This is a genomic window from Anaerofilum hominis (assembly GCF_014287275.1).
GTDB lineage: Bacteria > Bacillota > Clostridia > Oscillospirales > Ruminococcaceae > Pygmaiobacter > Pygmaiobacter hominis.
The window spans coordinates 216,148-240,789 of sequence record NZ_JACONZ010000004.1 but is presented as its reverse complement, the minus strand read 5'-3'; the positions used below and the strand labels follow the sequence as shown (position 1 = coordinate 240,789).

General features: G+C 61.9%; 23 protein-coding genes. 4 read left to right on the top strand and 19 right to left on the bottom strand.

Going from position 1 to position 24,642, the window contains the following annotated elements; translation table 11 throughout:
* Positions 1–5 precede the first annotated feature (5 nt).
* Positions 6–656 carry a site-2 protease family protein gene (locus H8S23_RS11660; protein ID WP_186888509.1) on the bottom strand — a complete coding sequence of 217 codons (651 nt, stop codon included), beginning with the start codon at positions 654–656 and terminating at the stop codon, positions 6–8.
* A gap of 396 nt (positions 657–1,052) precedes the next feature.
* Here H8S23_RS11660 and rpmB point away from each other — a divergent pair, with 396 nt between their 5' ends.
* A complete protein-coding gene (rpmB, locus tag H8S23_RS11655; RefSeq protein WP_186888508.1) occupies positions 1,053–1,241 on the top strand; it encodes a 50S ribosomal protein L28 in 189 nt (62 codons plus the stop codon).
* Between the two features lie 299 nt (positions 1,242–1,540).
* Here the strand turns inward: rpmB and H8S23_RS11650 are convergent, their stop codons facing one another.
* The 16 genes from H8S23_RS11650 to H8S23_RS11575 all read right to left on the bottom strand — a co-directional run bounded on the left by H8S23_RS11650 (position 1,541) and on the right by H8S23_RS11575 (position 19,311).
* Positions 1,541–2,716: a metal-dependent hydrolase family protein gene (locus H8S23_RS11650; RefSeq protein WP_186888507.1), complete on the bottom strand. Its 1,176-nt coding sequence runs from the start codon at positions 2,714–2,716 to the stop codon at positions 1,541–1,543.
* A gap of 756 nt (positions 2,717–3,472) precedes the next feature.
* Positions 3,473–4,093, bottom strand: a complete 621-nt coding sequence (locus H8S23_RS11645) for a flavodoxin family protein (protein WP_186888506.1) — start codon at positions 4,091–4,093, stop codon at positions 3,473–3,475.
* Positions 4,094–4,435: 342 nt separating this feature from the next.
* Positions 4,436–5,305 (bottom strand): glycerophosphodiester phosphodiesterase, encoded by an 870-nt coding sequence (locus tag H8S23_RS11640; protein ID WP_186888505.1) that lies wholly within the window; start codon positions 5,303–5,305, stop codon positions 4,436–4,438.
* A gap of 18 nt (positions 5,306–5,323) precedes the next feature.
* Positions 5,324–6,184, bottom strand: a complete 861-nt coding sequence (locus tag H8S23_RS11635; protein ID WP_186888504.1) for an ABC transporter permease — start codon at positions 6,182–6,184, stop codon at positions 5,324–5,326.
* Positions 6,185–6,197: 13 nt separating this feature from the next.
* The gene (locus H8S23_RS11630) at positions 6,198–7,118 is read right to left on the bottom strand and encodes an ABC transporter permease (RefSeq protein WP_186888503.1); all 921 of its coding nucleotides are present in this window, start codon (positions 7,116–7,118) and stop codon (positions 6,198–6,200) included.
* Positions 7,115–8,098 carry an ABC transporter ATP-binding protein gene (locus H8S23_RS11625; RefSeq protein ID WP_186888502.1) on the bottom strand — a complete coding sequence of 328 codons (984 nt, stop codon included), beginning with the start codon at positions 8,096–8,098 and terminating at the stop codon, positions 7,115–7,117. The genes H8S23_RS11630 and H8S23_RS11625 overlap by 4 nt, the downstream gene beginning before the upstream one ends.
* Positions 8,085–9,146: an ABC transporter ATP-binding protein gene (locus tag H8S23_RS11620; RefSeq protein WP_207721161.1), complete on the bottom strand. Its 1,062-nt coding sequence runs from the start codon at positions 9,144–9,146 to the stop codon at positions 8,085–8,087. Before H8S23_RS11620 ends, H8S23_RS11625 begins: the two co-directional genes overlap by 14 nt.
* Before the next feature lie 257 nt (positions 9,147–9,403).
* A complete protein-coding gene (locus H8S23_RS11615) occupies positions 9,404–10,990 on the bottom strand; it encodes an ABC transporter substrate-binding protein (RefSeq protein ID WP_186888501.1) in 1,587 nt (528 codons plus the stop codon).
* A 592-nt stretch (positions 10,991–11,582) separates the two neighbouring features.
* Complete coding sequence (plsY, locus tag H8S23_RS11610) at positions 11,583–12,239, bottom strand: glycerol-3-phosphate 1-O-acyltransferase PlsY (RefSeq protein WP_186888500.1); 657 nt, start codon at positions 12,237–12,239, stop codon at positions 11,583–11,585.
* Between the two features lie 91 nt (positions 12,240–12,330).
* The gene (der, locus tag H8S23_RS11605) at positions 12,331–13,656 is read right to left on the bottom strand and encodes a ribosome biogenesis GTPase Der (RefSeq protein WP_186888499.1); all 1,326 of its coding nucleotides are present in this window, start codon (positions 13,654–13,656) and stop codon (positions 12,331–12,333) included.
* A 74-nt stretch (positions 13,657–13,730) separates the two neighbouring features.
* Complete coding sequence (locus H8S23_RS11600) at positions 13,731–15,083, bottom strand: DUF512 domain-containing protein (protein WP_279289092.1); 1,353 nt, start codon at positions 15,081–15,083, stop codon at positions 13,731–13,733.
* A gap of 92 nt (positions 15,084–15,175) precedes the next feature.
* A complete protein-coding gene (rpmF, locus tag H8S23_RS11595) occupies positions 15,176–15,358 on the bottom strand; it encodes a 50S ribosomal protein L32 (RefSeq protein WP_186888497.1) in 183 nt (60 codons plus the stop codon).
* A gap of 30 nt (positions 15,359–15,388) precedes the next feature.
* Positions 15,389–15,880, bottom strand: a complete 492-nt coding sequence (locus tag H8S23_RS11590) for a YceD family protein (protein WP_186888496.1) — start codon at positions 15,878–15,880, stop codon at positions 15,389–15,391.
* A gap of 205 nt (positions 15,881–16,085) precedes the next feature.
* Complete coding sequence (locus H8S23_RS11585) at positions 16,086–16,490, bottom strand: hypothetical protein (protein WP_186888495.1); 405 nt, start codon at positions 16,488–16,490, stop codon at positions 16,086–16,088.
* Positions 16,491–16,591: 101 nt separating this feature from the next.
* Positions 16,592–17,920: a glucose-6-phosphate isomerase gene (locus H8S23_RS11580; protein WP_186888494.1), complete on the bottom strand. Its 1,329-nt coding sequence runs from the start codon at positions 17,918–17,920 to the stop codon at positions 16,592–16,594.
* A 173-nt stretch (positions 17,921–18,093) separates the two neighbouring features.
* Positions 18,094–19,311: a D-alanyl-D-alanine carboxypeptidase family protein gene (locus tag H8S23_RS11575; RefSeq protein WP_243166004.1), complete on the bottom strand. Its 1,218-nt coding sequence runs from the start codon at positions 19,309–19,311 to the stop codon at positions 18,094–18,096.
* A 146-nt stretch (positions 19,312–19,457) separates the two neighbouring features.
* On the opposite strand from H8S23_RS11575, the gene mtaB reads away from it, so the two are divergent.
* Both mtaB and H8S23_RS11565 read left to right on the top strand, forming a co-directional pair.
* On the top strand, positions 19,458–20,768 hold the full coding sequence (gene mtaB / locus H8S23_RS11570; RefSeq protein ID WP_186888493.1) for a tRNA (N(6)-L-threonylcarbamoyladenosine(37)-C(2))-methylthiotransferase MtaB: 1,311 nt from the start codon (positions 19,458–19,460) through the stop codon (positions 20,766–20,768).
* 91 nt (positions 20,769–20,859) lie between these two features.
* Entirely contained in the window at positions 20,860–22,143 is a 1,284-nt protein-coding gene (locus tag H8S23_RS11565; protein WP_186888492.1) for a hemolysin family protein, read from the top strand.
* A gap of 216 nt (positions 22,144–22,359) precedes the next feature.
* On the opposite strand, the gene H8S23_RS11560 is transcribed toward H8S23_RS11565, so the two are convergent.
* Positions 22,360–23,337, bottom strand: a complete 978-nt coding sequence (locus tag H8S23_RS11560) for a nucleoside hydrolase (protein ID WP_186888491.1) — start codon at positions 23,335–23,337, stop codon at positions 22,360–22,362.
* Positions 23,338–23,981: 644 nt separating this feature from the next.
* Here H8S23_RS11560 and H8S23_RS11555 point away from each other — a divergent pair.
* On the top strand, positions 23,982–24,251 hold the full coding sequence (locus H8S23_RS11555; RefSeq protein WP_186888490.1) for a hypothetical protein: 270 nt from the start codon (positions 23,982–23,984) through the stop codon (positions 24,249–24,251).
* Between the two features lie 66 nt (positions 24,252–24,317).
* Here the strand turns inward: H8S23_RS11555 and H8S23_RS11550 are convergent, their stop codons facing one another.
* Positions 24,318–24,560 carry a hypothetical protein gene (locus H8S23_RS11550; protein ID WP_186888489.1) on the bottom strand — a complete coding sequence of 81 codons (243 nt, stop codon included), beginning with the start codon at positions 24,558–24,560 and terminating at the stop codon, positions 24,318–24,320.
* Positions 24,561–24,642: the final 82 nt, after the last annotated feature.

Here is a 24,642-nt window from a genome sequence, read left to right as displayed (position 1 = left end):
AAACATCAGCGCCCCAGCCCGAAGAGCAGGTCGACCCAGCCGGTGAGGACGTCGAGTCCCCGGAACAGCGCATTGTTCAAAAAGCCCAGCGGGCCGTCCAGCACCCCCAGCCACAGCAGCGCCAGAACCGCGATAAGGATATATTTTTCGTATTTCATGACCCCAAAATACAGCTTCTGGGGCAAAAAGGCGCTGTAGATGCGGCTGCCGTCAAACGGTGGAAAGGGCATCAGGTTAAAAATCGCCAGCGAAATGTTGATCAGGCACATGTTGAGCAGCACGATATAGAGCACGGCCGCCGCGCGGCTGCCCGCGCCCGCAAACAGCGCCGCCTTGGCCAGGATCATCGTGAGCAGCGCCATCAGCAGGTTTGCCGCAGGGCCCGCGGCCGCAGAGATCGCCATGCCCGCGCGCGGGTGGTCAAAGTTGCGGGCATTGATGGGCACGGGCTTGGCCCAGCCGATGCCGATCAGCAGCAGGCTGACGCTGCCCAAAAGGTCAAAGTGGCGCACCGGGTTCAGAGACATGCGCCCCATCGCCCGCGCGGTGGGGTCGCCCAGCCGGTCCGCGACAAAGGCGTGCGCCGCCTCGTGGACCGGGATCGCCGTCACCAGCACGATCGCGCGCACCAGGATATCAAAAAGTTCGTCCCGCATTGTAAGGCCCTTCCGTCCCGCCCATGCCCCGCAGCGCGCCGGTCTGTGCGCCGCAGGGCATGGGCGGGGCCTGTAAACTATAGAACCTTTATATTATATCGGTTTTGCTTCGGCTTGACAAGTAAAAGGGCCGGCCGGTAACGGGCATTCCCTGAAAATGCGCAAAAGCGGAAAAAACAAAAGCGCGCAGACGCCTTTCTGCCGCCGTCCGGGGCAGTGCTGCAGGGCCGCGGCCTTGCGGCGGTGCGGCGGCAGGCCAAAAAGGCGCCTGACCCGTCTTGCTGCCGTCTTTTTCCTTTCTGTGCTTCTTTTTTGCGTTTTTTGAGCAAACCCCTTGCATTTTACACTTCGGTTTGCTATTATATTATAGCGACTTGAAAAGAGGAGGTGCAGAAGATGGCAAAGTGTGATTGCTGCGGAAAAGGGATGACCTTCGGCATCCAGGTTTCCCATTCCCATCGGCGTTCCAACCGTACCTGGAAGCCGAACGTGAAGAGAGTAAAGGCGATTGTAGATGGCTCCCCGAAATATATCTACGCCTGCACCCGTTGCCTGCGTTCCGGCAAGGTTACCCGGGCTGTCTGAGAATGACATTCAAAAGCCGCTCACTTTGGTGAGCGGCTTTTTTCTGTCTTTTTTAAATACGGCGGGCGCGTCCCTCCGCTTTTTCTGTTCTCGCCCGGCGTCTGCAAAAAACAGACGGCAGTCCTCTCTCCGGGGCCCCTGCCCGTGCCGGGTACCTGCGGCGGGCCTTTTTTCGCAAAAAACCGCAGGCTGCGGGCGCTCTGCCCCACAGCCTGCGGTTTCCTTTTTTTAAGTACGCCCCTGTTTTGGGCGGACGCCTCCCAGCCCACGCTTTCGGCCGGAGCGGCTGCCCGGCCTGCTCAGGCCCGGAACTTTACCTCGCCGCCCACCACGGTCATGCGGCAGTCCATAACCGCCTCGATGTTCTGCGACGGGTCGTCCGCAAAGACCGCAAAGTTCGCCCGCTTGCCCGGCTCGATGGAGCCCAGCGAATCCTGTACCGAGCAGAGCTCTGCGGCATTGACGGTGCCGGTCTTCAGCGCGTCCCAGTTGGACATGCCCGCCTGGGCCATCAGCACCATCTCGTAGCAGGTTTTCTCGTGTCCGTTGAAAGGAGTGCCCGCGTCGGTGCCCAGCGCGATCTTGACCCCGGCCTTGTAGGCGCGCAGGAAAGTGTCCCGATGGGCGTCAAAGGTGCTGTTCACCTTGCGGATCACATAGTCGGCGATGCCCGCCTCCGCCCCGTTCACATAGATCCAGTACATGGCGGCCAGGGTGGGCACATAGAACACATTGTGCTCTTTCATCCAGTCAAAGCACCAGTCGTCCATGAAAAAGCCGTGCTCGATCGAGTCCACGCCTGCACGCAGCGCATTTTTGATGCCGGTCATGCCCTGAGAATGGGTGCAGGATTTCACGCCCGCCTTGTGTCCCTCCTCGATGGCGGCGCGCAGCTCGTTCTCGTTCAGCTGCGGGGAGCCCGGCTCGACTCCCTTGGTCATCACGCCGCCGGTGCCCATCACCTTGATCCAGTCCGCGCCCGCACGCAGCTGCTCGCGGGCTGCTTTACGGCAGTCGTCCACGCCGTCCGCCTCGCGGCCCATCATCCAGCCATGGCCGCCGGTCATGCAGATGCATTTGCCCGAGACCTGCATATCCGGCGCGATCAGCTTGCCCTTTTTGGCCTCGTTGCGGATGTCGATATCGATGTAGTTCATACCGCCCACATCGCGGATAAAGGTACAGCCGCTGTCCACAAACTTCTTCAGATTTTCCAGCGCCATCATGGTGACCTGGCAGTCGTTTTTGTCGTATTTGGGGTCGGCATCCGGCGCCAGGCACATATGGGTATGGCAGTTGAAGATGCCCGGCATCAGCCATTTGCCGCCCAGATCCACCACTTCGGCCCCCTGCGGGCAGGACAGGTTCGCGCCCACCTCCGTGATCTGGCTGTCCTCCACCACGACAGACCCGGCAAAGACTTTCTCATTCACCACGTCCACAACGTTGCAATTTGTAAAAAACTTTGTGCTCATGAACCTTCCTCCCACTTTAACATTTTTTCAAACCCGCTGATGCAAATGTTTGATTTTTGCCATTATAGCTTTTTTGCCGCGGTTTTCCCATATCCGTTTTTTCCAAACTTTTTCAATAACACCAGCAGCAGGTTATTCGTTTTATGAAAAATGCACAATTGAAAAGAAAAACGTCTCAAATTCTGTAACTATGTTGTAATATTTATGTTTTGGGCTTTCTTTTTCCCGGACATTCTGCGATGCCCGCATGCGTTGTTGCGGCAAATCGGGGGGGCGGAACAAAAAAACGGCCGCGGCGCGGCCGTTTTTTATCTTTAACTCGTCCAGTCTCTCAGAAAAGCGCGCCCTTTTGCCGCAAGAGAACAGCGTCCGCAGACGCCCCTTGCCTGCGGGCAAGCTCTGTCCGGGGCGCGGTGGGGGGGATGCTCCCCGGCGGCTGCCACCGACGCGGTCGCCCGGCCGGGAGGCGTACAGCAAAGACCTGCAGGACGTGAGGCAAAACTGCAAGACGCAGGGCAAAACTGTAAAGGGCTGGCCCCCCCCTCAAAGGGCTGGCCCTCCGCCCGCACAGCAGGTCTTCACCGGGCGCTCTGTGCCCTCTGACCGGCAGCGCTGCGGAAAAGCCTCCTGCGCAGGGGGCTTCTCCGCGCGCAAAAAGGCGCGCATCAAAAAGCGCACAAAATCACGACAGATACCGCCTTTCGGCCCAAAAGCTGTGTTTTTTCCCCTGGCCGGACGCCGCCCGCCCGGGCGGCGTCAGCGGATAAAATTGGTGCGGATGCCGCCCTCCTGCTGCGGAAAGGCCGCCCCCGCCTGCGCGCCGGCTTTGATGCAGCGCAGCAGCCAGGCCATGTTCCGTGCCAGATTGCGCATGGTCTGCAGCCCCTCCTGATCCCGGCGCGCCTCCTCGGCGGTGTTGCCGTGGATCATATTCCAGTAGGTGGAGGACACCACCGGCATGCCGCAGATCGTAAAATACTTGTTCAGTTCGTCCAGCGTCGCGGTGGTGCCCGCGCGGCGCGCGGAGGCCACCGCCGCCGCGGGCTTGCCCGCAAAGCCGCCCGAGGCGTAGAACGCCCGGTCCAGCAGATTGATCAGGCTGCCGTTGGCAGACGCATAATAGACGGGCGAGCCGACCACCAGGCCGTCGGCCCCGCTCATTTTTTCGATGAACAGGTTTGCCGGGTCGCCGTCAAAGACGCAACGGCCTTTTCCCCGGCAGCCGCCGCAGGCGATGCAGCCCCGCAGCGGTTCTTTCCCGATCCAGAGCGTCTCGCTTTCCACGCCGCACGCGTCCAGCGTTTTTGCGATCTCGGCCAGCGCCACGGCGGTGCAGCCCTGCTGATGCGGGCTTCCATTGAGCAGTAATACTTTCATATAAAGCGCCCTCCCCCGCCCCGGCGGCAAGGCCGGGCCCGCACAGGAGACCTCTGCCGCACCTCGGGGTACTGCGCGGCAGAGCCGCGCTCCGCCGCCGCAGTACCGCAAAAGGCCGTGCTCCCCCCTGCGCGGGCCCGCTTTGCCGCCCGCGGGCGTTTTTTTAAGTATAGCACAAAGCGCTCTCGTCCGCACAGCAAAACGCCCCCAAACGGCGCAAAAAAAGCGCTTTCCGGCAAGGATCACCTCTCCGGGAAGCGCCTTTTTTAAACCTCAGACGGCTTGTGATGGATCTTCCTTTTACCTTTGCCGTTCTGTTTTTCTGCGCGGGCCCGCGGCCTGTCAGCCCTGCAGGGCCGCGGCGGTGCGCAGATAATCGTTGGTCAGGATCACGTCGATGCCCATGTCAAAAAAAGCCCGGGCCTCCTGCGGGTCGTCGCACCAGAAAAGATTGCAGAGGATGCCGTTCTTGTGCGCCTTTCGTATCATCTCCCGCGTCAGAAAGAGCTTGCAGAACTGCACCCGGCTGCAGCCGTATTTCAGCGCGTTCTCCACGATGCTGAAATTCATGTGCCCCTCCAGACAGCAGCGCTGCAGATCCGGCGCCATGCTACGGGCGGTCTCCAGCACGTCCTTTTCCCCGGTGATATAGACCGAATCCCGGCAGTGATAGCGGTCGATGAGCTGCAGGATCTTCCCGAACACCTCCTGCGGGTAGGGCTCTGCCTGCACCTGTTCCATCTCGGGCAGCACCTGGGGCACGGGTTCCTGCAGCGGCATGGGCAGGGGCTGATTTTCGATATACACCCGATAGAGCTCGCGGCCCCGCTGTTCCATGCCGGGGCTTTCCACCGGCGGGCGCATGGGCGACTTGATGTGGATGTTCATCACCGTTTTACCTGCAAACTGCTGCAGTATCTCTTCAAAGCAGGGCAGCCGGGTACCGGCAAAGGCGGGGGCAAATTTGCCTCCCGCGTCACAGCCGCGCAGCTGCGCGCCCGTCAGGCCGGCGATGCGGCCGCACCCGTCGGTGGTTCGGTCCACCGTGGGGTCGTGACAGACGATCAGCTGCCCGTCTGCAGAGGGCCAGAGGTCGAATTCGATCTCCGGCGCCCCCAGCGAAACAGCGCAGGCAAAAGCGGGCAGGGTGTTTTCCGGCGCGACGGTGTTGAAGCCGCGGTGCGCGCACAGACGATGGGGCAGATCTTGCATTGTGTTCAACTCCCTTTCTCAGGATGCATTCTTCAGTTTGGGGTCCAGCTTGTCCCGCAGCCAGTCGCCCACCAGCGAGATCTGCAGGATGAGCACGATGATGACGGCACTGGGCGCGATGGCCAGCCACCAGTGGGTGAGCATGTAATCGCGCCCGGTGCTGACCATGACGCCCAGCGAGGTGCCGGGCGGCTGGATGCCGAGCCCAAGGAACGACAGCGTGCTTTCCAGCAGAATAAACCCGCTCAGTTCCATGGTCGCCTGGACGATCAGGGGCGAAGCGATATTCACAAGGATGTGCTCGAAAACGATCCGCAGGCCGCTTGCCCCCATCGCGCGGCTGGCCTCGATAAATTTTGCGCCCCGCAGCTGAAAGATCTGGCTGCGCACCAGGCGGCAGAAAGAGGACCAGCCGGTGATGGCGATGACCACGATCGTGGTGGTGGGGGTTGCCCCCATCACACAGGCAAAGATGATGCCGATGAAAGTGGTCGGGACCGAGAGCCGCACATCGGTCAAAAACGAGATGATCACATCCACCGCGCCTCCGCACAGCCCCGCCAGAACCCCCAGCGCCGTGCCGATCGCGGTGGCGATGAGCATACCGGTGAAAGAGATGGAGATGGTGGTGCGGGTGGCGTAGAGCAGCCGCACCACCACGTCGCGGCCCAGATTGTCGGTGCCCAGCAAATGGGGGGAGGCCGGGTCCCGGAAAGTGGGCAGCAGCAGGCGGGTGGTGAGATCGTTGGCGGCTAGGTCGATCGGCGCCAGTACCGGTGCCAGCAGCGCCGCACCCACGATGGCGGCAAAGGTGATCATCAGAAACAGGATGGTCGGCGGCACCGGCCATCTTTTTCGTGTCAGTTTGTTTTTTCGCATCGGTTCTCCCCTCCTAATGACTGTCGCGGATGCGCGGGTCCAGCAGGCCATAGGACAGGTCCACCAGCAGATTGACAAAGGTGACCGACGCCGCGATGACCAGCACCCCGAACACCACCACCGGGAAATCCCTCTGCTGGGCGCTGGTGACGATCAGGGTGCCGATGCCCGGCCAGGCAAACACCGTCTCCACCACCACTGAGCCGCCGATCATGGCGCTGAGCTGGCCGCCCAAAATGGTGATGACCGGGATCAGCGCGTTGCGCATCCCGTGTTTGAGCACCACGTTCCACTCCCGCATCCCCTTGGCGCGGGCGCAGTCCAGGTGGTCCTGCCCGATCACGTCCAGCAGCGAGCTGCGGGTGAGCCGGGCCACGCTGGCGGTGGGCCCCACGGCCATGGCGATGACCGGCAGGATATAGTGCAGCGGGGTGCCCATGCCTCCGCTGGGCAGCGCGCGCAGCTTGAGCGAAAAAATAAAGATCAGCAGAATGCCCAGGATAAAGTTCGGCATGGTATTGCCGACGATCGCCAGGCTCATAAGGCCCCGGTCCAGCAGCGTGTTGTGCCGCACCGCCGCCAGCATCCCCAGCGGCACCCCGATCAGGATGGTCAGCGCCATCACGATCGCGCCCAGGGAAAGGGTCGGCCCGATGCGCTCGGCAAACAGGTCGGAGACCGAGCGGGCATAATAATAGCTGGTGCCCGTGTCCCCTGTAAAAAGGCCAAAAAGAGATTTGAAATATTGCTGCACCAAAGGAAGGTCCAGCCCCAAATTCTGCCGCAGCGTCTCCTTGGCGCTGTCGCTGGCCCCCGCAATGGTAAGCCACTCCACCGGGTCTCCGGTCACCCGCGTGAGAAAAAAGACCAGCGTGTATACCGCCCAGATCGTGAGCAGCGCCTTGAGCACCCGCATCAGGACATAGCGCTTCATCTGACCGCCTCCTCTGCATAAAGATGGCACGCCGCCGCGTGCCCGCCGCCCAGATCGTACAGCGGGGGCCGCTGCGCGCGGCAGCGCTCCTGCGCATGGGGGCACCGGGTGCTGAAAGGACAGCCCTCCGGCGCGTGGATGGGGCTGGGGATCTCCCCCTCCAGCACCGCGCCGACGGCCGGCCGCGTGGGGTCGGGCACCGGCACGGCCTGCATCAGGGCTTTGGTATAGGGGTGGGCCGGAGCCTCAAACAGCGTTTTTTTATCCGCCGTCTCCATGACCTGGCCCAGATACATCACCAGCACCCGGTCGCTGACGTGCCGGATCACGCTCATATCGTGCGACACGAACAGACAGGTCAGCGCATAGCGCCGCTGCAGCTGGCGGAAAAGATTGAGCACCTGCGCCTGGATCGACACGTCGAGCGCTGAAACGGGTTCGTCGCAGAGCAGCAGGTCCGGCCCTGTCACCAGCGCCCGGGCAATGCCGATGCGCTGGCGCTGGCCGCCCGAAAATTCGTGCGGGTATTTTTTCAGCGCCTCTTCAGGCAGTCCCACCTGCTCCAGCAGAGGCAATATCTTCTGCCGTTTTTCTTTTGCCGTCATCCGGGTGTGGATGCGCAGGGGCTCTTCCAGGATGCGCCGCACCGACATGCGGGGGTCCAGCGAGGAGTAGGGGTCCTGAAAGACCATCTGCATCCTCTGCCGCAGCCCGGCGGACATCCGGCGGCCCGCCGGCTGCCCCAAAAAGCGGATCTCGCCGCCGGTGGGCTGTTCCAGGCCGATGATCAGGCGGGAAAGGGTCGTCTTGCCGCAGCCCGATTCGCCGATCACGCCCAGCGTCTCGCCCCGGTACAGACAAAAAGACACCTGATCCACAGCCCGCACCCGGCCAATCTCCCTCTGCAGGAGCAGCCCCTTTTTTACCGGGTAATATTTTTGAAGGTTTTCCACCTCCAGTACCGCTTCACGCGTCTGCAACGGTGCCCGCCTCCTCCCTTTCCGCCGTCTGGTCCTCTTCGCCTGCGGCCAGCCAGCAGCGGCAGCGCTGCCCCTCTTCCAGCTGGACCAGCGGGGGCTCTTTTTCCCCACAGCGGTCTATCCGGCATCCGCACCGGCCAAAAAAGCGGCAGCGCTGTACCGGCGCTTCCAGTGCGGGGACCTGGCCGGGGATGGTGTACAGGACCTCTTTGTCCTCCGCCGCACTGGGGATCGCCGCCAGCAGCCCCCGGGTATAGGGGTGCCGCGGGGCCGCGAACACCCGGCGGCAGCTGCCCTCTTCCACCACCACGCCCCCGTACATCACCATCATGCGGTCACAGAGCGCCGCCACCACCCCCATATTGTGGGTGATGAGAATGACCGCGATGCCCAGCCGGTCCCGCAGCTGCCGCAGCAGCTCCAGAATCTGCGCCTGGATCGTCACGTCCAGGGCGGTGGTGGGTTCGTCCGCGATCAGGATCTCGGGGCGGCAGGCCAGCGCGATGGCGATCATCACCCGCTGCTGCATGCCGCCGGACAGCTCGTGCGGGTATTGGTCCACCCGCAGCTCGGGCGATGGGATGTTGACCTCCCGCAGCAGTTCGACGGCACGCTGGCGCGCCTGCCGGCGGGGCAGCTTTTCATGCAGCAGGATCATCTCCATGATCTGGTCTCCCACCGTATACACCGGGTCCAGCGCGGACAGTGGGTTTTGAAAGATCATGGAGATCTGTCTGCCCCTTACCCTGCACAGTTCTTTCTCTTTCAGGGAAAACAGGTCCCTGCCGTGAAAAAAGGCCTGTCCCGCCTCTCTGCGGGCGGCGACGGGGTCCAACAGGCCCATCAGCGTGCGCACCACCGTGCTTTTGCCGCAGCCCGACTCCCCTACGATGCCGACGATCTCCCCGGGGCGCAGTTCAAGATCCACCCCATCCACTGCCGGCAGCGCCCTGCCGCCGGAATAATAATAGGTCTTCAGCCCCGTCACCGTCAGCAGTTTCCCGTCCTTTGCGGGCGCCTCCGGCTGGACCGTGTTCTGTTTTTTCAATACGATCTACACCGCACTTTCACAAGCACCTGTCCCCGGCAAGCCGGGGACAGGTGCTTTTTATTGCTCCGGAATAAAAACCGGCGTCTCTTTATTTGGATCCGGCCTGCCGCGGCCCGGGGACGGGCGCATGGCCACAGAAAACGGCCTGCAGGTGTTTCCGCTTTCACAGTCCCATTTTCTGCCGCCGTGCGGCAGTCACAACAGAGGGGGCAAAAAACAGCCCGCGTCTGCTTTCTGGCGCTGCGTGCCGCCGCTCAGCCGCTGACCTTCAGGTCCCCTGCGCGGAACGGCATAATCTGGTTTTCACAGTAGGTCATATCCCAATCCAGGCCGTCGCGGATGCCGTACAGATCCTCCGCCTGGTAGAGATAGGTGCCCGGGCAGTAGGTGTCAAACACCTCCAGCAGGGTGCGGGCAGCCGCGCGCTGTTCTTCCAGATCAGTGCTGTCGATCAGGGTGTTGCCCGCGGCCACAAACTCCTCGGTGGGGGTCCAGCTGCCTTTTTCCGCGTTGGCCGGGCTGGAGCCGGGGCCAAACAGCAGCCACAGGGCCCCCAGCGGGTTGTCGAAGCGGGAAGCGGAGGACCAGGCGCGGATATCGGCGCTGAGCGAGAAAGTGTCGGTGTAAGCGACCTGTGCTTTTATGCCCACCTCGGCCAGCATGCCGACAATGGCCTCGCCGGCCTGGTTGCCGTTGGTGTAGTACCCGTCGTTCATCTCTATGGTGATAACTTCCTGACCGTCGTACCCGGATTCTTTCACCAGCTCGCGCGCTTTTTCAGGGTCGTACTGCACGCCGGGATAATCCTCGATATACAGCTCGCCATAGCTTTCAAACTGGTGGCCGTTGGGCACTTTCGCGTAATCGGTCCAAAGCGTGTCCACCAGAGTCTGCCGGTCGATGGCCATCGTCACCGCCTGGCGGAAAGCCTGGTTGGACATGATGCTGCTCTCGTCCCGCGTGTTAAAGGTGTAGATATGGATATTTTTGATGGAGGATCCCACCACGCTCAGCCCCTGGGTGGCCGCAATGGTGTCCCTGGCGTCGGCGGGCACGTCGTTGATGATATCCACCTCGCCGGTCACCAGGGCGGTCATGCGCGCCGAGGCTTCGGGATAGGCGATAAACTCGATCTGCCGGGCCGCGGGCGCCTCGCCCCAAAAGCCGTCATAGCGCTCGAGAACATATTTTTCCGGGGAATACTGGACAAGCTGATAGGGCCCGGTGCCGATGGGCGCGGTCTGGAACGCCTCGTCGCCAATCTCCGTAACATAGTCCTGCGGCACGATACTGGCCCCCCAGATGGAGCCCAGACGCTGCTCAAACGCCGCGTCCGCTTTTTTCAGCTTGAACTGCACGGTGAGTTCGTCGACCTTTTCCACGGTGTCCAGCGTCTCATACAGCACGGCGATCGTCCCGTCGCCATAGCCGCTGAGGATGCGGTCAAAGGTGAACTTCACGTCGTCTGCGGTGCAGGGCTCGCCGTTTTGAAAGGTCACGCCCTCGCGGATGGTGACGTTCAAAGTGGTATCGTCCAGCCACTCCCAGCTGTCCGCCAGCTGGCCGCAGATGCTGCCCTCTTTGTCCGTGAAGAGCAGAGTGTCGAAAATATTGTAAAACAGCTTGATGCTGGCGATGCCGATCGAGCGGTCAGGGTCGAGCTGGGTGGGCAGCGCCGCAAGGCCGACCCGCAGCACATCCAGCTCACCGGCAGAAGCGCTCTGGCTGCCGGCAGATACCGGGGTCTGCCCTGAAGCTGCGCCCGGGTCCGGCTGCCCGCAGCCGGACAAAGCAAGCGTCAGGGCAAGCAAACCGGCAAGCAATTTGAATCTTTTTTTCATGTCGTCTCTTCTCTCCATTGCATTTTCTTTGTCTTTTCATACCCTCAAAAACGCCCCGCCAGATCCATCTCCAAAACGGTTTTGCGCGCGCGGCGGGACGCCGCAGAAGCCTGCGTGTTTTATCTTATCAAAGTTTCTGGCGCCCGACTTCCGCCCAACGGTAAAGGTATTGTAAGGGTGCTGTAAGGCGGGCGGCCGTCCTCTCCCCAAAATACATCCCGGCAAAACTGCCCGGCGAGGTCCAGCGCGCGCCCTTTCCCTTCTATTTCCCCACAGCCTTCGGCAATGCCCGGCCGCACTGCGGCCCCGCAGCGGCGCAAAAACACAGAAAGGCGCCTCTCCGCCGGCTTTCCGCCCCGTGGCAGCGCTTTCCCACCACGGAAAAGCCGCCCGCCTGACCGCCGTGTTCATTGGGGCTGCCGCGCTCCCCGCCGGGGCCATCTTCCTTTTTTCCGCAAAACGTCAGGCTCCTGTCTCCCAACAAAAAAGACCTCACTTTTCCTGTTGGAAAAGTGAGGTCTTTATCCTCTCTGCCGTTCATCGCCCTGCAGCAGCGCCCGGGCCCGCAAAAGCCCGGCCGCCTCTGCAGCCGCTATTTCTCGTTTTCTTTTTTCTGCCCGAACTTATATTCGGTGCCATTGCGCAGGCGCTGGATATTTGCCCGATGCATATAGATGATGAGCGCGCCGATCACGGCGGCGAACAGGGTGTTGACCCAGGGCAGGCTGGAGCCGTCCCCCCAAAAGGTAAAATACACAAAAGTGAACACCGGATAAAGCGCCGCCACGGTGATGGAGGACAGCGAGACGATGCGGGTGCAGATCACCATGGCCAAAAAGACCACGACCAGCGCCAGGATGATGGGGGGCTCGATGGCAAGGACCGCGCCGGTGGCCACCGAAATGCCCTTGCCGCCCTTAAAGCCGAAATAGAGCGGAAAAAGGTGCCCCAGCACCGCCGCGATGGCCGCGAGATAGGCGCCGTAGATGACGCCCGCCCCCGGGGCCAGCAAAGAGAAGAACAGCTTGCCCAGCAGCACGGCGCAGGTGCCCTTGAGCACGTCCCCGCAGAGCACCCCCGCCGCGGCCCCTTTGCCGAATGTGCGCAGGATATTGGTCATGCCGGCATTGCCGCTGCCGAACTGGCGGATATCCTTGTGAAAAAACAGCCGGGAGACAATGATCGCAAAATTGAGCGAACCGAGCAGATAGGCGCAGAGCGCCGACAGGACCGCCGCTAAAAACAGCATGAGCTTTCCCTCCCCCTGCGCAAGGACTCAGCGTCCCGCGCGTATGAGAAAATTTTACCGGCTCTACTTTACCATATCCGGCCGCAAAAGTCTACCGGCCCTCGCCCCGCTCCCGGATCAGCAGCCGTATCGGCGTCCCCTCCAGGCCAAAGGTCTCCCGGATCTGATTTTCCAGATACCGCTGATAGGAAAAGTGGAACAGCTGGCGCGAGTTGACAAAAGCCACAAACGTGGGCGGCCGGGTGGAGGCCTGGGTCATATAGAAGATCTTCAGCCGCTTGCCCTTGTCCGAGGGGGGCTGCACCCGCGCGGTCGCCCGCGCCAGCAGGTCGTTGAGCATCCCGGTGGTGATGCGCAGGGCGTTCTGCCCGTCCACATATTTGATGAGCTCAAACAGCCGGTCCACCCGCTGGCCGGTCCGGGCGCTGATAAAGATGATGGGGGCATACGACATAAAGCTGAAGTCATCCATCAGCTTTTTGCGCATCGCGTCCATGGTTTTGTCGTCCTTTTCCACCGCGTCCCACTTGTTGACCGCAATGATGCACGCCTTGCCCTGCTCATGGGCAAAGCCCGCCACCTTGGAGTCCTGCTCTGTAAAGCCCACCGTGGCGTCGATCAGGATGACGCAGACCCGGGCCCGCTCCACCGCCGCCAGGCTGCGGATGACCGCATAGCGCTCGACCCCGTCCTCCACGCGGCCCTTTTTGCGCAGGCCCGCCGTATCGATGAAGGTGAAGCTGCCGTACTGGTTGTCCACCTCGGCGTCGATGGCGTCGCGGGTGGTGCCCGCCTCGTCCGCCACGATCATGCGCTTTTCCCCCAGGATATGGTTGACAAGGCTCGACTTGCCCACATTGGGGCGCCCAATGACCGCCACCGGGATGCGGTCGGGGTCCTGCGCATCCTGCTCCTCAAAAACCAGATGGCTGCACACCTCTTCCAGCAGATCGCCGGTGCCGTGCCCGTGCACGGAAGAGACGGGGTGCGGTTCGCCGATGCCCAGCGCATAAAAATCATACAGCTCCATGGGCGGCTCGCCCAGCGAGTCGCACTTGTTTACCGCCAGCACCACCGGTTTCCCGCTGCGCATCAGCAGCCGCGCGATATCCTCGTCGCTGGCCGTCACGCCGCCGCGGATATCGGTGACAAAGATGATGCACTGGGCCGTCTCGATGGCAAGCTCCGCCTGCCTGCGGATATGCCCCAGCAGACCGGCGTCGCTGTCGGGCTCGATGCCGCCGGTATCCACCAGCAGGAACTGCCGGTCCTGCCACTCGCAGGTCGCGTAAATGCGGTCCCGGGTGACCCCCGGGGTGTCCTCCACGATGGAGAGCCGCTGACCGACCAGCTTGTTGAACAGGGTCGATTTGCCCACATTGGGGCGGCCCACAATGGCCACGATCGGTTTTGCCATAGCTTACAACTCCTTTCGCCGCCCTGCGGCAGCCGAAAAAAACGCCCTGACGGAAAGCCGTGCCCCGCCGGGCCTTACTCCAAAGGCAGCCCCAGCGCCGCGCGCGCGAACGCCGCGCCGTCCTGCGGGATAACGGTCACCTCTGCCCCCAGCCGCGCGCCCAGCTCCTCCGCCGTCATATCGTCCAGCAGCACGTCCTGTTCGCTGCGCAGCGTCGTGCCCGGCAGCAGCAGGCGGTGGGACAGCATGCGGCCCGCCGCCTGGGCCGCGATGTCCTGCCCGGTCAGCAGACCTGTCACCGTGACGTTTCCGCCAAAAAAATCGTTTTTGATGCAGTGTACCCGCAGCTGCACAAAGCGGTACTTTTTCATCAGCGCATCGGCCATCGAAACGATCAGCGGATAGACCGACTCCCCGCAGACGGTGTCGGCCCGGCAGGGCAGATGGACGCGGTGAGGGCGGGACAGCTCTGCGGCAAACTCATCATAAAACTTGCGGCACATGCCCACGCCGTTGTCCAGCTGAAAATAATCGCCGTAAAAGTGCGCCGGCGGCAGGGGCCGGCCCGCCAGAAAATACCATTCGTCCGCCGGATAGACCAGCCTTTCGCCGTGCTGCTGCTCCATCCTGTCGCCAAAGGCCACCAGCTGATCCAGCGTTTGGGCCGCCGTCTCCTGGTCGTAGACCTCCAGCGGCTCCAGCCCATCCCGGTAGCGGGTCACCCCAATGGGCACCGCCGCCACGCTGCGCACCTGGGGCCAAAGGGCGGCAAGCTCTTCCATGCTGCGCTGCAGAGCCGGGCCGTCGTTGATCCCCCGGCAGAGCACCAGCTGGCAGTTCATCTCGATGCCCGCACCGGCCAGCTCCCGCATGCGGGGCATCAGCTCGCCGGCAAAGCGGTTGTGCATCATGCGCACCCGCAGCGCGGGGTCCACCGCATGCACCGAGATGTTGATGGGAGAGATGTGCATCAGCTTGATGCGGTCCAGCTCTCTGCGGGAGAGGTTGGTCAGGGTGATATAATTGCCGAACAGAAAAGAGAGCCGCTCGTCGTCGTCTTTGAAATACAGGCTCTGCCGCATCCCCCGCGGCAGCTGATCGACAAAACAGAAAATGCATTTGTTTTTGCAGGAGTGATGCTTGTCGATCAGATAGGTCTCAAAATCGCATCCCAGGGGCTCATATTCCTCTTTTTTGACCTGCAGTTCGATCCGCGCGCCGTCCCGGTCCACCAGCACGGGGAATTCCCCCTTTGCGGTGTAAAACTCATAGTCCAGCATATCGTTGATCTCGCCGCCGTCGATCTGCGCCAGGGTGTCCCCCGGCCGGATGCCCGCCCGCGCCGCCGGGCTGCCCGGTTCCACCTGCGTGACCCTTACCGCCATGCGCGCTTTTCCCTCCCCTGCAGTTCTGCGGCCCGGATTCAGTATGCCGCATTTTTGACCCGTTCAGGCAGGGCCCGCCTCTGTGACATGAAAAACGGGGGAGGAAACATTTCCTCCCCCGCGCTTCGAAGCGCTTACGCTTCCTTTTTGACGATCATCCTACCCTTGTAGTAGCCGCAATTGCCGCATACTTTATGGGGGAGTTTCAGCTCGCCGCACTGGTCGCATTTTACCAGGACAGGGGCTTCCAGCTTCCACACAGAGGAGCGTCTCTTGTCCCGTCTGGCCTTGGAAACTTTTCTCTTGGGTACTGCCACTTTAAAGCACCTCCTCTAAATGTGTAAAACTTAAGACAGCAGTTGTTTTAATATGGATAGCCTGTCGTCGCCGACATTTTGACGGCAGCCGCATCCGGCAGAAGCCGGCTTGCCGCATACCGGGCACAATCCCTGACAATCGGGTCTGCACAGCAGGCTGCTGGGCAGATTCAGCAGGATCTCGTCATAGCTGAGCTCTTTCAGATCCAGTTTACCGGATGAAGTAAAGGGCAGCTCGGGATCCTCGCCGGTCCAATCCCCCTCAAAGAGCAGGTAATCCGGCGTATAACGGTAAGTGCGGTCGACCTGTTCCAGGCAGCGGTCGCACTGGATGACCGCTTCGCAGAGGATGTCCAGCCGGAGCCGTGCGCCGTCGCCCTGACGCTGCGCGTCATAAGCGATCTGCACCGGGCCTTTCAGGGAAAAGCCCGCCGGAAACCCCTCGCCGGAAAAGTCCGCCTCGAACGTGCCTGCAGCCCGTTCTTCCCTGCCGGTGATGAGCTTTTTGATGTCTATGACCATAAAAGACCTCGCTGCGGCTGGGACAAAAATCCCCCTTTGACAAAAGGCCGCTTGATTATTATAAGGGTTGGCGCGCGGTTTGTCAACATAAAAAGGCAAATTTTCAGCCATTCGCCCGCCTGTGTCCGCGGGTGCGCTTTCACGCCGCCGCGCCTGTGGAGAATAAAAAAGCGGGGCTCTGCGCCCCGCTTTTGTCCGTCTGCAGTCAGATATACTTTTTGACGTCTTCGGGCAGGTCCGCCTCGTCGGAGGAGACGGTGACCACCATCTTGATATTGTCGCCCGCGATGGCGTCCAGCTTTGCCAGCAGGCCGCCCAGGCCGGCCAGGTCATGGTTGCCGATCTTCAGCACGCCGTCAAGGTAGACCTCGACGATATCGTAGTTTCCCGCAAGCACGCCCGCGATAAACCCGTACAGCGTCTCGTAGCCGGAGATCTTATATTCATCCACGTCGATCAGACGCACGGCGTGGGAGACGTCGTAGGTCAGCTTCATGGATTTTTCAATGCACACGATATTGCCCGGCGTGGTGGTAGCGCTTTCGTTGATCATCTCGATCATCTTTTTGGTCTTGCCGGAGCCTTTGCCACCAACAATAAGCTTTATCATTGGAATTCCTCCTTTATTTTGAACATCAGCAGGGCGGTGCCTGATGTTGTCTACCTTGATTCTGGCTGGACGTCCGCCCTGTTAATCAGGCGGCCGCGGCTTTATTTCAGCTTTGCCTCCAGGGCCGCCTTTGCGTCCTCGTAGCCGGGCTTGCCCAGCAGCGCGAACATATTCTTTTTATAGCTTTCAACGCCCGGCTGGTCAAACGGGTTGACCCCCATCAGATAGCCGCTGATGGCGCAGGCGCGCTCAAAGAAATAGATCAGATAGCCGAAATCGAACTCGCCCAGGCTGTCTGTTTCCAGTATCAGGTTGGGCACGCCGCCGTCGGTGTGCGCCAGCAGGGTGCCTTCCATGGCCTTGCGGTTCACATTGGACATGTCCTGCCCGGCCAGAAAATTCAGCCCGTCAAAGTTTTCAGCCGCTTTTTCAATGTACAGTTCCTCTTTCGGGTGCCTGACGTCCACCACGGTCTCAAACATCACCCGCGCGCCGTCCTGGATGAACTGGCCCATGGAGTGCAGGTCGGTGGAAAAGACCACCGACGCCGGGAACAGGCCCTTATTGTCCTTGCCCTCGGATTCGCCGAACAGCTGTTTGTACCACTCGTTCATCATGGTGAAAGCGGGCTCGTAGCTGACCATCAGCTCCACCGACTTGCCCTTGCGGTACAGGATATTGCGGGCCGCCGCATAGCGGTAGCAGTCGTTCGAGGGGTCGCAGACCGACAGCTTCTCGCGGGCAGCGGCAGCGCCGGCCATCAGCTGGTCGATGTCCAGCCCCGCCACGGCGATGGGCAGCAGGCCCACGGCGGTGAGCACCGAATACCGGCCGCCCACGTCGTCGGGCACGACAAAGGTCTCGTAGCCCTCGCGGTCGGACAGCTCTTTCAGGGTGCCCTTGCGCGCGTCGGTGGTCGCATAGATCCGGCGGCGCGCCTCTTCGGGGCCGACGGTCTTTTCCAGGTACTCCTTGAATACGCGGAACGCCACGGCGGGCTCGGTGGTGGTGCCGGACTTGGAGATCACGTTCACCGACACCCGCTTGCCCTCGCACAGGGCCAGCACCGTTTTGAGGTAGCTGGAGGAGATGCTGTTGCCGCAGAAATAGATCTTGGTGGACGCGGACTCGTTGTACATCTGGCTGGTCATGCCCTCGATGGCGGCGCGGGCGCCCAGATAACTGCCGCCGATGCCGATGACGATCAGCACGTCGCTGTCGCTGCGGATCTTTTCCGCCGCCTTTTTGATGCGGGCGAACTCCTCTTTGTCGTAATCGACAGGCAGATCGACCCAGCCCAGAAAGTCGCTGCCCGCCCCGCTGCGTTCGGTCAGCTGCTTGTGCGCCAGCTCGACCTGGGGCCAGATATAGTCGAATTCTTCGTCGCGGACAAAGCCGGAAAGATGTTTCGTACTCAAGGTCACGGACATAGCAATTGCCTCCAACCGTATACATTGGGGAAGTGTCGGCGCCGTATTTCAGCGCGGCGCGGCGGGGAGATTTTCCCCGCGCTTTCCTTGTATTAATGATATATTACTCCCCTGCGGCTGTCAAGTTAAAAACCCCCGGGCCACGAAAAATTAACCCGGTCTTCACAGCCCTGTCACAGGCTGGTCAGGGCCTGCCAGAGCCGGTCGAAAGCAATGCCGAACGTCATGGCCTCCACCGTGTTTTTTGCCGTGATGGGATAAACGCCCAGTTCCTCGCCGCCCACGGCCAGCCGCACGCTGCCCAGCTCGGCCCCGGCCTGCACCGGCGCCCCGACGCTCTCGGGCAGGGTGACGGCGGCTTCCAGCGCCGCGCCCTCGCCCTTTTTCAGCAGCAGGTGCTCGGGCAGCGTGTAGACGAGCTCCACCTCCTGCTCTGCGCCCCCGGTGACCGGCAGGCTGTCGGGCTGGGCGGACAGGTCCGGCATGCCGGCCACCTCGTAGTTCGCAAAGCCGTAGTCCAGCAGGGCCGTGGCGGCCGCAAAGCGCTCTTCGCTGGTGGAGCTGCCCAGCACCACCGCGATCAGCGACAGGCCGTCCCGGGTGGCGCTGGCCGAGATGCAGATGCCTGCGCCGCCGGTGGTGCCGGTCTTGAGGCCGGTGATGCCCTGATAGTTCCGCAGCAGCTTATTCGTGTTGATCAGCTGGGTGGCGCCCCCGCGCAGGCTGTCCATCCAGATGGTGGTGTAAGCGGTGATGCCGGGGTGCCTGCTCAGCAGTTCGCGCGACATGATGGCCACGTCCCGTGCGCTGGAAAAATGCCCCTCGGTATCCAGGCCGCAGGCGTTTTTGAAGCTGGTATTCTCCATCCCCAGCTCCTGCGCGCGCTTTGTCATCATTTCGGCGAACACCGGCTCAGAGCCGCCCACAAACTCGGCGACCGCCACCGCCGCGTCGTTGGCCGAGGATACGCAGATGGCCTTGATCATCTCGTCCAGCGTGAACTGTTCACCCGGCTCCAGCCAGATCTGGCTGCCGCCCATGGAATAGGCGTGCTCGGAGACCGGCACGATGTCCGACAGGCTGATCTTGCCCGCGTCGATCGCCTCAAAGGTGAGAAGCAGCGTCATGACCTTGGTGATGCTGGCGATGGGCACCCGCGCGTCCGGGTTTTTCTGGTACAGCACGTCGCCGGTGTCCTGGGCGATGAGGATCGCCTCCTTGGCCGGCACGTCGAAGGACGGCATGGCAAACCGCCCCTCCGCCGTCTGCTGCGGCTCGGCCGCCGTGGGGCGGGCTTCCTCTCCCCCGCCTGCGGCAAAGGCCCTGCCCGCGCCCGCCAGCAGCAGGCAGAGCAGCAGAAAAATCGCGGTCATCCTTTTGAATCGGGTCATGGTCCGAAACCTCCCATTTTTGTGTTCCTATCCCAATCTATATGTCCCCCGGCGGCGATTTTGACCTCTCCTTGTGCTGCGGCGCTAAATTTTGTATAATAAAAGGCCAGAGCACCACCATGTTTCAGGCAGAAAGAGGTAGTTTTTTGAGAGCGAGTTTTTATACCCTGGGCTGCAAGGTGAACCAGAACGAGACCGGGGCGCTGCAGCAGCTTTTTTTTGAAAACGGTTTTGAGATCGTCGGCCCCGGCGACGCCGCCGACGTCTATGTGGTCAACAGCTGCACCGTCACCGCCGGCGGCGACAAAAAAAGCCGCCAGTGGCTGCGCCGCTGCAAGCGGGAAAACCCCGGCGCCGTCACGGTGCTGACCGGCTGTTATCCGCAGGCGTTCCCCCAGGAGGCGCAGGCCGCCGCCGAGGCGGACGTGGTGACCGGCACCAACGCCCGCGGCAGCATCGTCGCAGACGTACAGCGCTTTCTGGCCACCGGCGAGCGGGTGGTGGATATCCGGCCCCACGCCGCCGGCGCGGCTTTTGAAGAGCTGCCCGCGGAACAGCCGCTGGGCCACACCCGCGCTTTTTTGAAAATTGAGGACGGCTGCAACCGCTTTTGCGCCTACTGCATCATCCCCTATGCCCGCGGCCGGGTGCGCAGCCGCCCGCTGGACAGCGTACTGGCGGAGCTGCGCTCCCTGGCGGCGCAGGGCTACCGCGAGGTGGTGCTGTCCGGCATCAACCTGTGCTGTTACGGCCAGGACACCGGCTCCTCGCTGGCCGAGGCGGTGGAGCGCGCCGCAGAGATCGACGGCATCGACCGCATCCGTCTGGGCTCGGTGGAGCCGGACCTGCTGCCGGAAGAGACGTTGCTGCGCCTGTCCCGGGTCAAAAAGCTCTGCTGCCAGTTTCACCTCTCCCTGCAGAGCGGGTGCGCCAAAACACTGGCGGCCATGAACCGGCACTACACGCCGCAGGACTACCGCGCCGTGGTGGAGCGGATGCGCGCCCTGTTTGACCGCCCCCTGTTCACCACCGACGTGATCGTGGGCTTTCCCGGCGAGAGCGAAGAGGACTTCTGTGAAAGCCTGCGCTTTGTGGAAAGTCTCGGCTTTTTGAAGGTCCATGTGTTCAGCTATTCCCGCAGGGCCGGCACCGCCGCTGCGAAGATGGAGGGGCAGGTGCCGGAGGCCGTAAAGGCGGAACGCAGCCGCCGCATGATCGCTGCCGCCGACGCCGTGCGCGCGCAGGTCATCGCCGGCTGGGCCGGCCGGCAAGAGACCGTGCTGCTGGAACAGCCGGTGAGCAAAAACCTGTATACCGGCTACACCTCCCGTTATATCCCGGTGGCCGTGGCCGCCCCCGGCGCCGTGCAGGGAGAGATCGTGGAGGTGCAGGTGGGCGCGTTCGACGGCAGCCGCTGCTGCTGCGAGGCCGCCGCCCCCACCGCGCCCCGCCCCTGAACGGGACGCCTTTCTCCCCCCTCGCTTCCCGCGCCCTGTTTTTTCAAGCAAAATAAGGATATAAATTTTAAGAAAGTTGAGTTGATTTCATTTGGATACCCCTGGTCCCAGTATGCTCGTCGCCCTGGTGCTGCTGCTGGCATTTTCCGCTTTTTTCTCTGCCAGTGAGACGGCCATCTCCTCCATCAACAAGATCCGGGTCAAAAACCGGGCGGAGGAGGGCGACAAAAAAGCCGCCGTGGCGCTGAAAAACGCTGAGGATTACGACAAGACCCTCTCCGCCATCCTGATCGGCAACAACGTGGTCAACCTGACCCTTTCCTCCATCGCCACCCTGGTGGCCACCGCGCTGCTGGGGGACGCTGGGGCGGCGGTCGCCACCGTTGTGACCACCGTGCTGGTGCTGATCTTCGGCGAGATCCTGCCCAAAAGCTACGCCAAGGACAACGCCGAACGGGTGGCCTTTGCCACCGCCCGCCCGCTGTCCTGGATCAAATTTATTTTCACGCCGCTGGTCTGGCTGTTCGTGCAGATCAAGCGCGTGTTCACCGGCAGGCGCAGCAGCGAGCTGAACGTGCAGCCGTCGGTAACAGAGGACGAGCTGAAAACCATCGTGGACACCGTAGAGGACGAGGGGGTGCTGAGCCCGCAGGAGACCGGCATCATCCAATCCGCCATCGACTTTGACGACACGACGGTGCAGGAGATCCTGGTGCCCCGCGTGGACATGCTGGCCGTGGACGTGGACGCCCCGCTGGAAGAGGTGCTGGCCTCCTGTGTGGACGAGGGCTTCAGCCGCATCCCCGTCTATGAGGGCAGCATCGACAACGTGATCGGCATCCTGTATGCCAAGGATGTGCTGGAATGCATGGTCAAGCGGCGGCCGGTCGCAGTGCGCGCGCTGATGCGCCCGGTGCTGTACGTGTACCGGACCAAGCACATCAACGCCCTGCTGGCAGAATTTCGGCGTGAAAAGCAGCATATGGCCGTGGTCACAGACGACTACGGCGGCGTGATGGGCCTGGTGACCATGGAGGATATCCTGGAAGAGCTGGTGGGCGAGATCTGGGACGAGACCGACCGGGAAGAACCGCCGGTACGCCGCCTTTCCGACCACTGTTGGGAGGTCGCGGGCGAGCAGAACGTAGAGGACTTTTTTGAAGAGATCGGCTTTGAGGACCGTGACTTCGAATGCAGCTATTCCACCGTGGCGGGCTGGGCGCTGGAGGTGCTGGAGCATATCCCCGCCGAGGGGGAATCTTTCACCTACAAAGACCTGAAAGTCACGGTGGAAAAAATGGAGGACCAGCGCATTGCCCAGCTGCGGGTCGAGCGCGCGGCCCCGCCTGCGCCGGGACAGGAAAACGACGGATAGCCCTGGCCGGGACGCGCGGCACCTGCGCTCCCTGCGGGCCCGCAAGCGGATCGGCATATAAAGAAGAGTGGGAGGACGCGGCTGTCCGCGTTCTCCCACTCTTCTTTTATTTTATTATGTGCGCACTGTGCGCCGGGTGCCCGACCAGGGCCTTGAGCCCGCCCTCTGCTTCTTTAGCACGCACGCGGGCACTGTGCGCCGCCTTTTCAAGACCTCTCAGTCATAGCTGCGGACCGTGTCCAGCAGCAGCCGGCGGAACCCCGCAAAGTCCAGCCGCAGCCCCACATGGGTGTTGGGCGCGCTGCCGCGGAACGGCGCCCCCTCCGGCGCGTCGTCCCAGCGATGAGGGGAATCCAGATCGAGATCCCTCTCGGGATGGTGCGTCTGCAGCGGGCGCAGGTCGGTCACCGTCATCCCCCGGGTCAGGGTGCCGGTCAGCTCGATATCCACATGCAAAAACGCCGAGCGCACCAAAGACGGGTCGATCAGCCAGGCCACGGCGCAGGGGTCGTGAAGATGGGCGTCCCCGCCATGGGCAAAAAAGTCCAGCAGCTCGGCGGCAAAAACGCCCGCCCTGTTGCCAAAGCCGCGCATGGCCTCGATATCCTCCGCCAGCACCGGGCACTGCCGGGTCAGGTTGACGCCCGCCATATAAAGGGGCATGCCGCTGTGGAACACCTTATAGGACGCCTCGGCATCCACCCAGATATTGAACTCCGCCGCCGGGGTCCAGTTTCCGCAATAAGCGCCGCCCCCCATCAGATACAGCGCCTGCACCTTCTGGGCGATGCGTGGTTCACGGTTCAATGCCGCCGCAATATTGGTCAAAGGGCCGGTGGCGACCAGCGTGACCTCCGCATCGGACATCACCGTCTCCACGATGAAATCCACCGCGTGCCGCCCCTCGGCCGGGCGGCTGGGCGGCGGCAGGCTAGGGCCGTCCATGCCGCTCTCCCCATGGACGTTTGGGGCGATGACCAGCGGCAGCGTGGAGGGCCCCGCGTGGCCGGCATAGACCGGGATATCCGCGCGGCCGATCTGGTCCAGCACCTGCAGCGCGTTGCGGGTCACATTGGGCAGGTAACCGTTGCCGCCCACGGTGGTGACCCCCAGCACATCCAGATGCTTTGCCGCCAGCATAATGGCAAAAGCGTCGTCATGCCCGGGGTCGCAGTCGAGAATGATCTTTTTCATCTTTTCTCTCCTCCCCTCGCCCGCCTCCCCGCCGCGGGGACAGAAAGCGGACGCAGAGCCTTTCTTTTTTTCCATTGTACCGTTTTCCCCTGCGGCTGTAAAGCGCGGGGCCCCGCCTGGGTCGGCCTGCGGAAACGGCGAAAAAAGACGAAAAAAAAGCCGCCGCCAAGCACTGGGGACAGCCCGGCGGCAGCTGGCGGCATAAGATATTTTTCCAAAGGGGCAACGGAGGCGTCAAGTTCCTGAATCATGTATAAAAATTCCTGATCTTCACGAGGAAAAATCATGCCAAAACAGCAAGCGGCTTCTTGTTTTTTCTGCGCATAGAAAAACGCCTCTCAAAGGTGTTTAATGAGAAAAAGACGCGCGGTCAGAGAACAGCGCGCAGGCTCCTCCTTTCCCCAAGCCCCTGTGCACCGCGCAGCTTGCGCGCGGTCAGACGGTCGGCCGGGACGGCGATGATGACGGCGGCAGCGGCCGGAACAGCGTTGCAGAGCCGTCCGCTCAGGCGGACGAACCGCCGCCTGGAAGCGGTCTCCGGCAGGGAAAGATCGTTCCTCATTTCGTCATCGGGGGGCGGGACTGGGGCCGTCCCAGGCCGTGAAAACGCTTGCCGGTAAACTCATCCATCGGAGAAAATACAAATGACGATATTTAATCGGAAACTTCTTTTTCAAACTTTTTCGCTGAAAATACAGGCGCAGATCCGGGAGGCGCTGAATGCGAACGGCATCGCGTACAAGATCAAGACCAGAAGCATGAGCGGCCCAGCCCTGTTTTCTTCGCGCCATGCAAACACCGGCACGTTTGGGATGAACATGGACTACAATTATGAATACCTTATCTACGTGCATAAAGACGATTTCGAAAAAGCGGAGTATCTTCTAAACAAAGACCGGTCCATTCTGCGGTAAAATCGTCAAAGGCCCCCATTCCTTGGAATGGGGGTCTTTGTGCGCCGCCGCGGCTGCGGGCGCTCTTCAGGGGTTGAATCTCACGCTGCGGGCGATCGCTTCCAGCTCTTCCCCCGTCACCGCATCCGGCTCCAGCTGCAGCGCGATATAACGGCCCAGCGCCTCGTCCCGGGCCAGCACCCCCAGTTTATAGCTGGTGCCGCCGCCCGCGCCCCGTCCTGATAGGACACGCGGCAGGTGGCGGCGACGGCAGCCCTCCCGCTTCACCTCGGTGTAGTCGTTGTCCCTGCTCACAACAGAGCCCTGCATCCCGCGGACGATCCTTGGTTTATGATGTGAAAAGGCACAGCATCCAGCCATCAAGGTGCGCTCCATTTATCCCTGTATGCAG

Excerpts from the sequence above, each read along its gene's own strand:
- H8S23_RS11645 (WP_186888506.1), bottom strand. The coding sequence starts at position 4,093 with ATGAAAGTATTACTGCTCAATGGAAGCCCGCATCAGCAGGGCTGCACC.
- H8S23_RS11575 (WP_243166004.1), bottom strand. The coding sequence starts at position 19,311 with ATGACCCGATTCAAAAGGATGACCGCGATTTTTCTGCTGCTCTGCCTG.
- H8S23_RS11560 (WP_186888491.1), bottom strand. The coding sequence starts at position 23,337 with ATGAAAAAGATCATTCTCGACTGCGACCCCGGGCATGACGACGCTTTT.
- H8S23_RS11585 (WP_186888495.1), bottom strand. The coding sequence starts at position 16,490 with ATGATAAAGCTTATTGTTGGTGGCAAAGGCTCCGGCAAGACCAAAAAG.
- der (WP_186888499.1), bottom strand. The coding sequence starts at position 13,656 with ATGGCAAAACCGATCGTGGCCATTGTGGGCCGCCCCAATGTGGGCAAA.
- H8S23_RS11590 (WP_186888496.1), bottom strand. The coding sequence starts at position 15,880 with ATGGTCATAGACATCAAAAAGCTCATCACCGGCAGGGAAGAACGGGCT.
- H8S23_RS11640 (WP_186888505.1), bottom strand. The coding sequence starts at position 5,305 with ATGCAAGATCTGCCCCATCGTCTGTGCGCGCACCGCGGCTTCAACACC.
- H8S23_RS11550 (WP_186888489.1), bottom strand. The coding sequence starts at position 24,560 with ATGCAGGGCTCTGTTGTGAGCAGGGACAACGACTACACCGAGGTGAAG.
- H8S23_RS11635 (WP_186888504.1), bottom strand. The coding sequence starts at position 6,184 with ATGCGAAAAAACAAACTGACACGAAAAAGATGGCCGGTGCCGCCGACC.
- H8S23_RS11555 (WP_186888490.1), top strand. The coding sequence starts at position 23,982 with ATGACGATATTTAATCGGAAACTTCTTTTTCAAACTTTTTCGCTGAAA.
- rpmB (WP_186888508.1), top strand. The coding sequence starts at position 1,053 with ATGGCAAAGTGTGATTGCTGCGGAAAAGGGATGACCTTCGGCATCCAG.
- H8S23_RS11580 (WP_186888494.1), bottom strand. The coding sequence starts at position 17,920 with ATGTCCGTGACCTTGAGTACGAAACATCTTTCCGGCTTTGTCCGCGAC.
- H8S23_RS11630 (WP_186888503.1), bottom strand. The coding sequence starts at position 7,118 with ATGAAGCGCTATGTCCTGATGCGGGTGCTCAAGGCGCTGCTCACGATC.
- plsY (WP_186888500.1), bottom strand. The coding sequence starts at position 12,239 with ATGCTGTTTTTAGCGGCGGTCCTGTCGGCGCTCTGCGCCTATCTGCTC.
- H8S23_RS11615 (WP_186888501.1), bottom strand. The coding sequence starts at position 10,990 with ATGAAAAAAAGATTCAAATTGCTTGCCGGTTTGCTTGCCCTGACGCTT.
- H8S23_RS11660 (WP_186888509.1), bottom strand. The coding sequence starts at position 656 with ATGCGGGACGAACTTTTTGATATCCTGGTGCGCGCGATCGTGCTGGTG.
- H8S23_RS11650 (WP_186888507.1), bottom strand. The coding sequence starts at position 2,716 with ATGAGCACAAAGTTTTTTACAAATTGCAACGTTGTGGACGTGGTGAAT.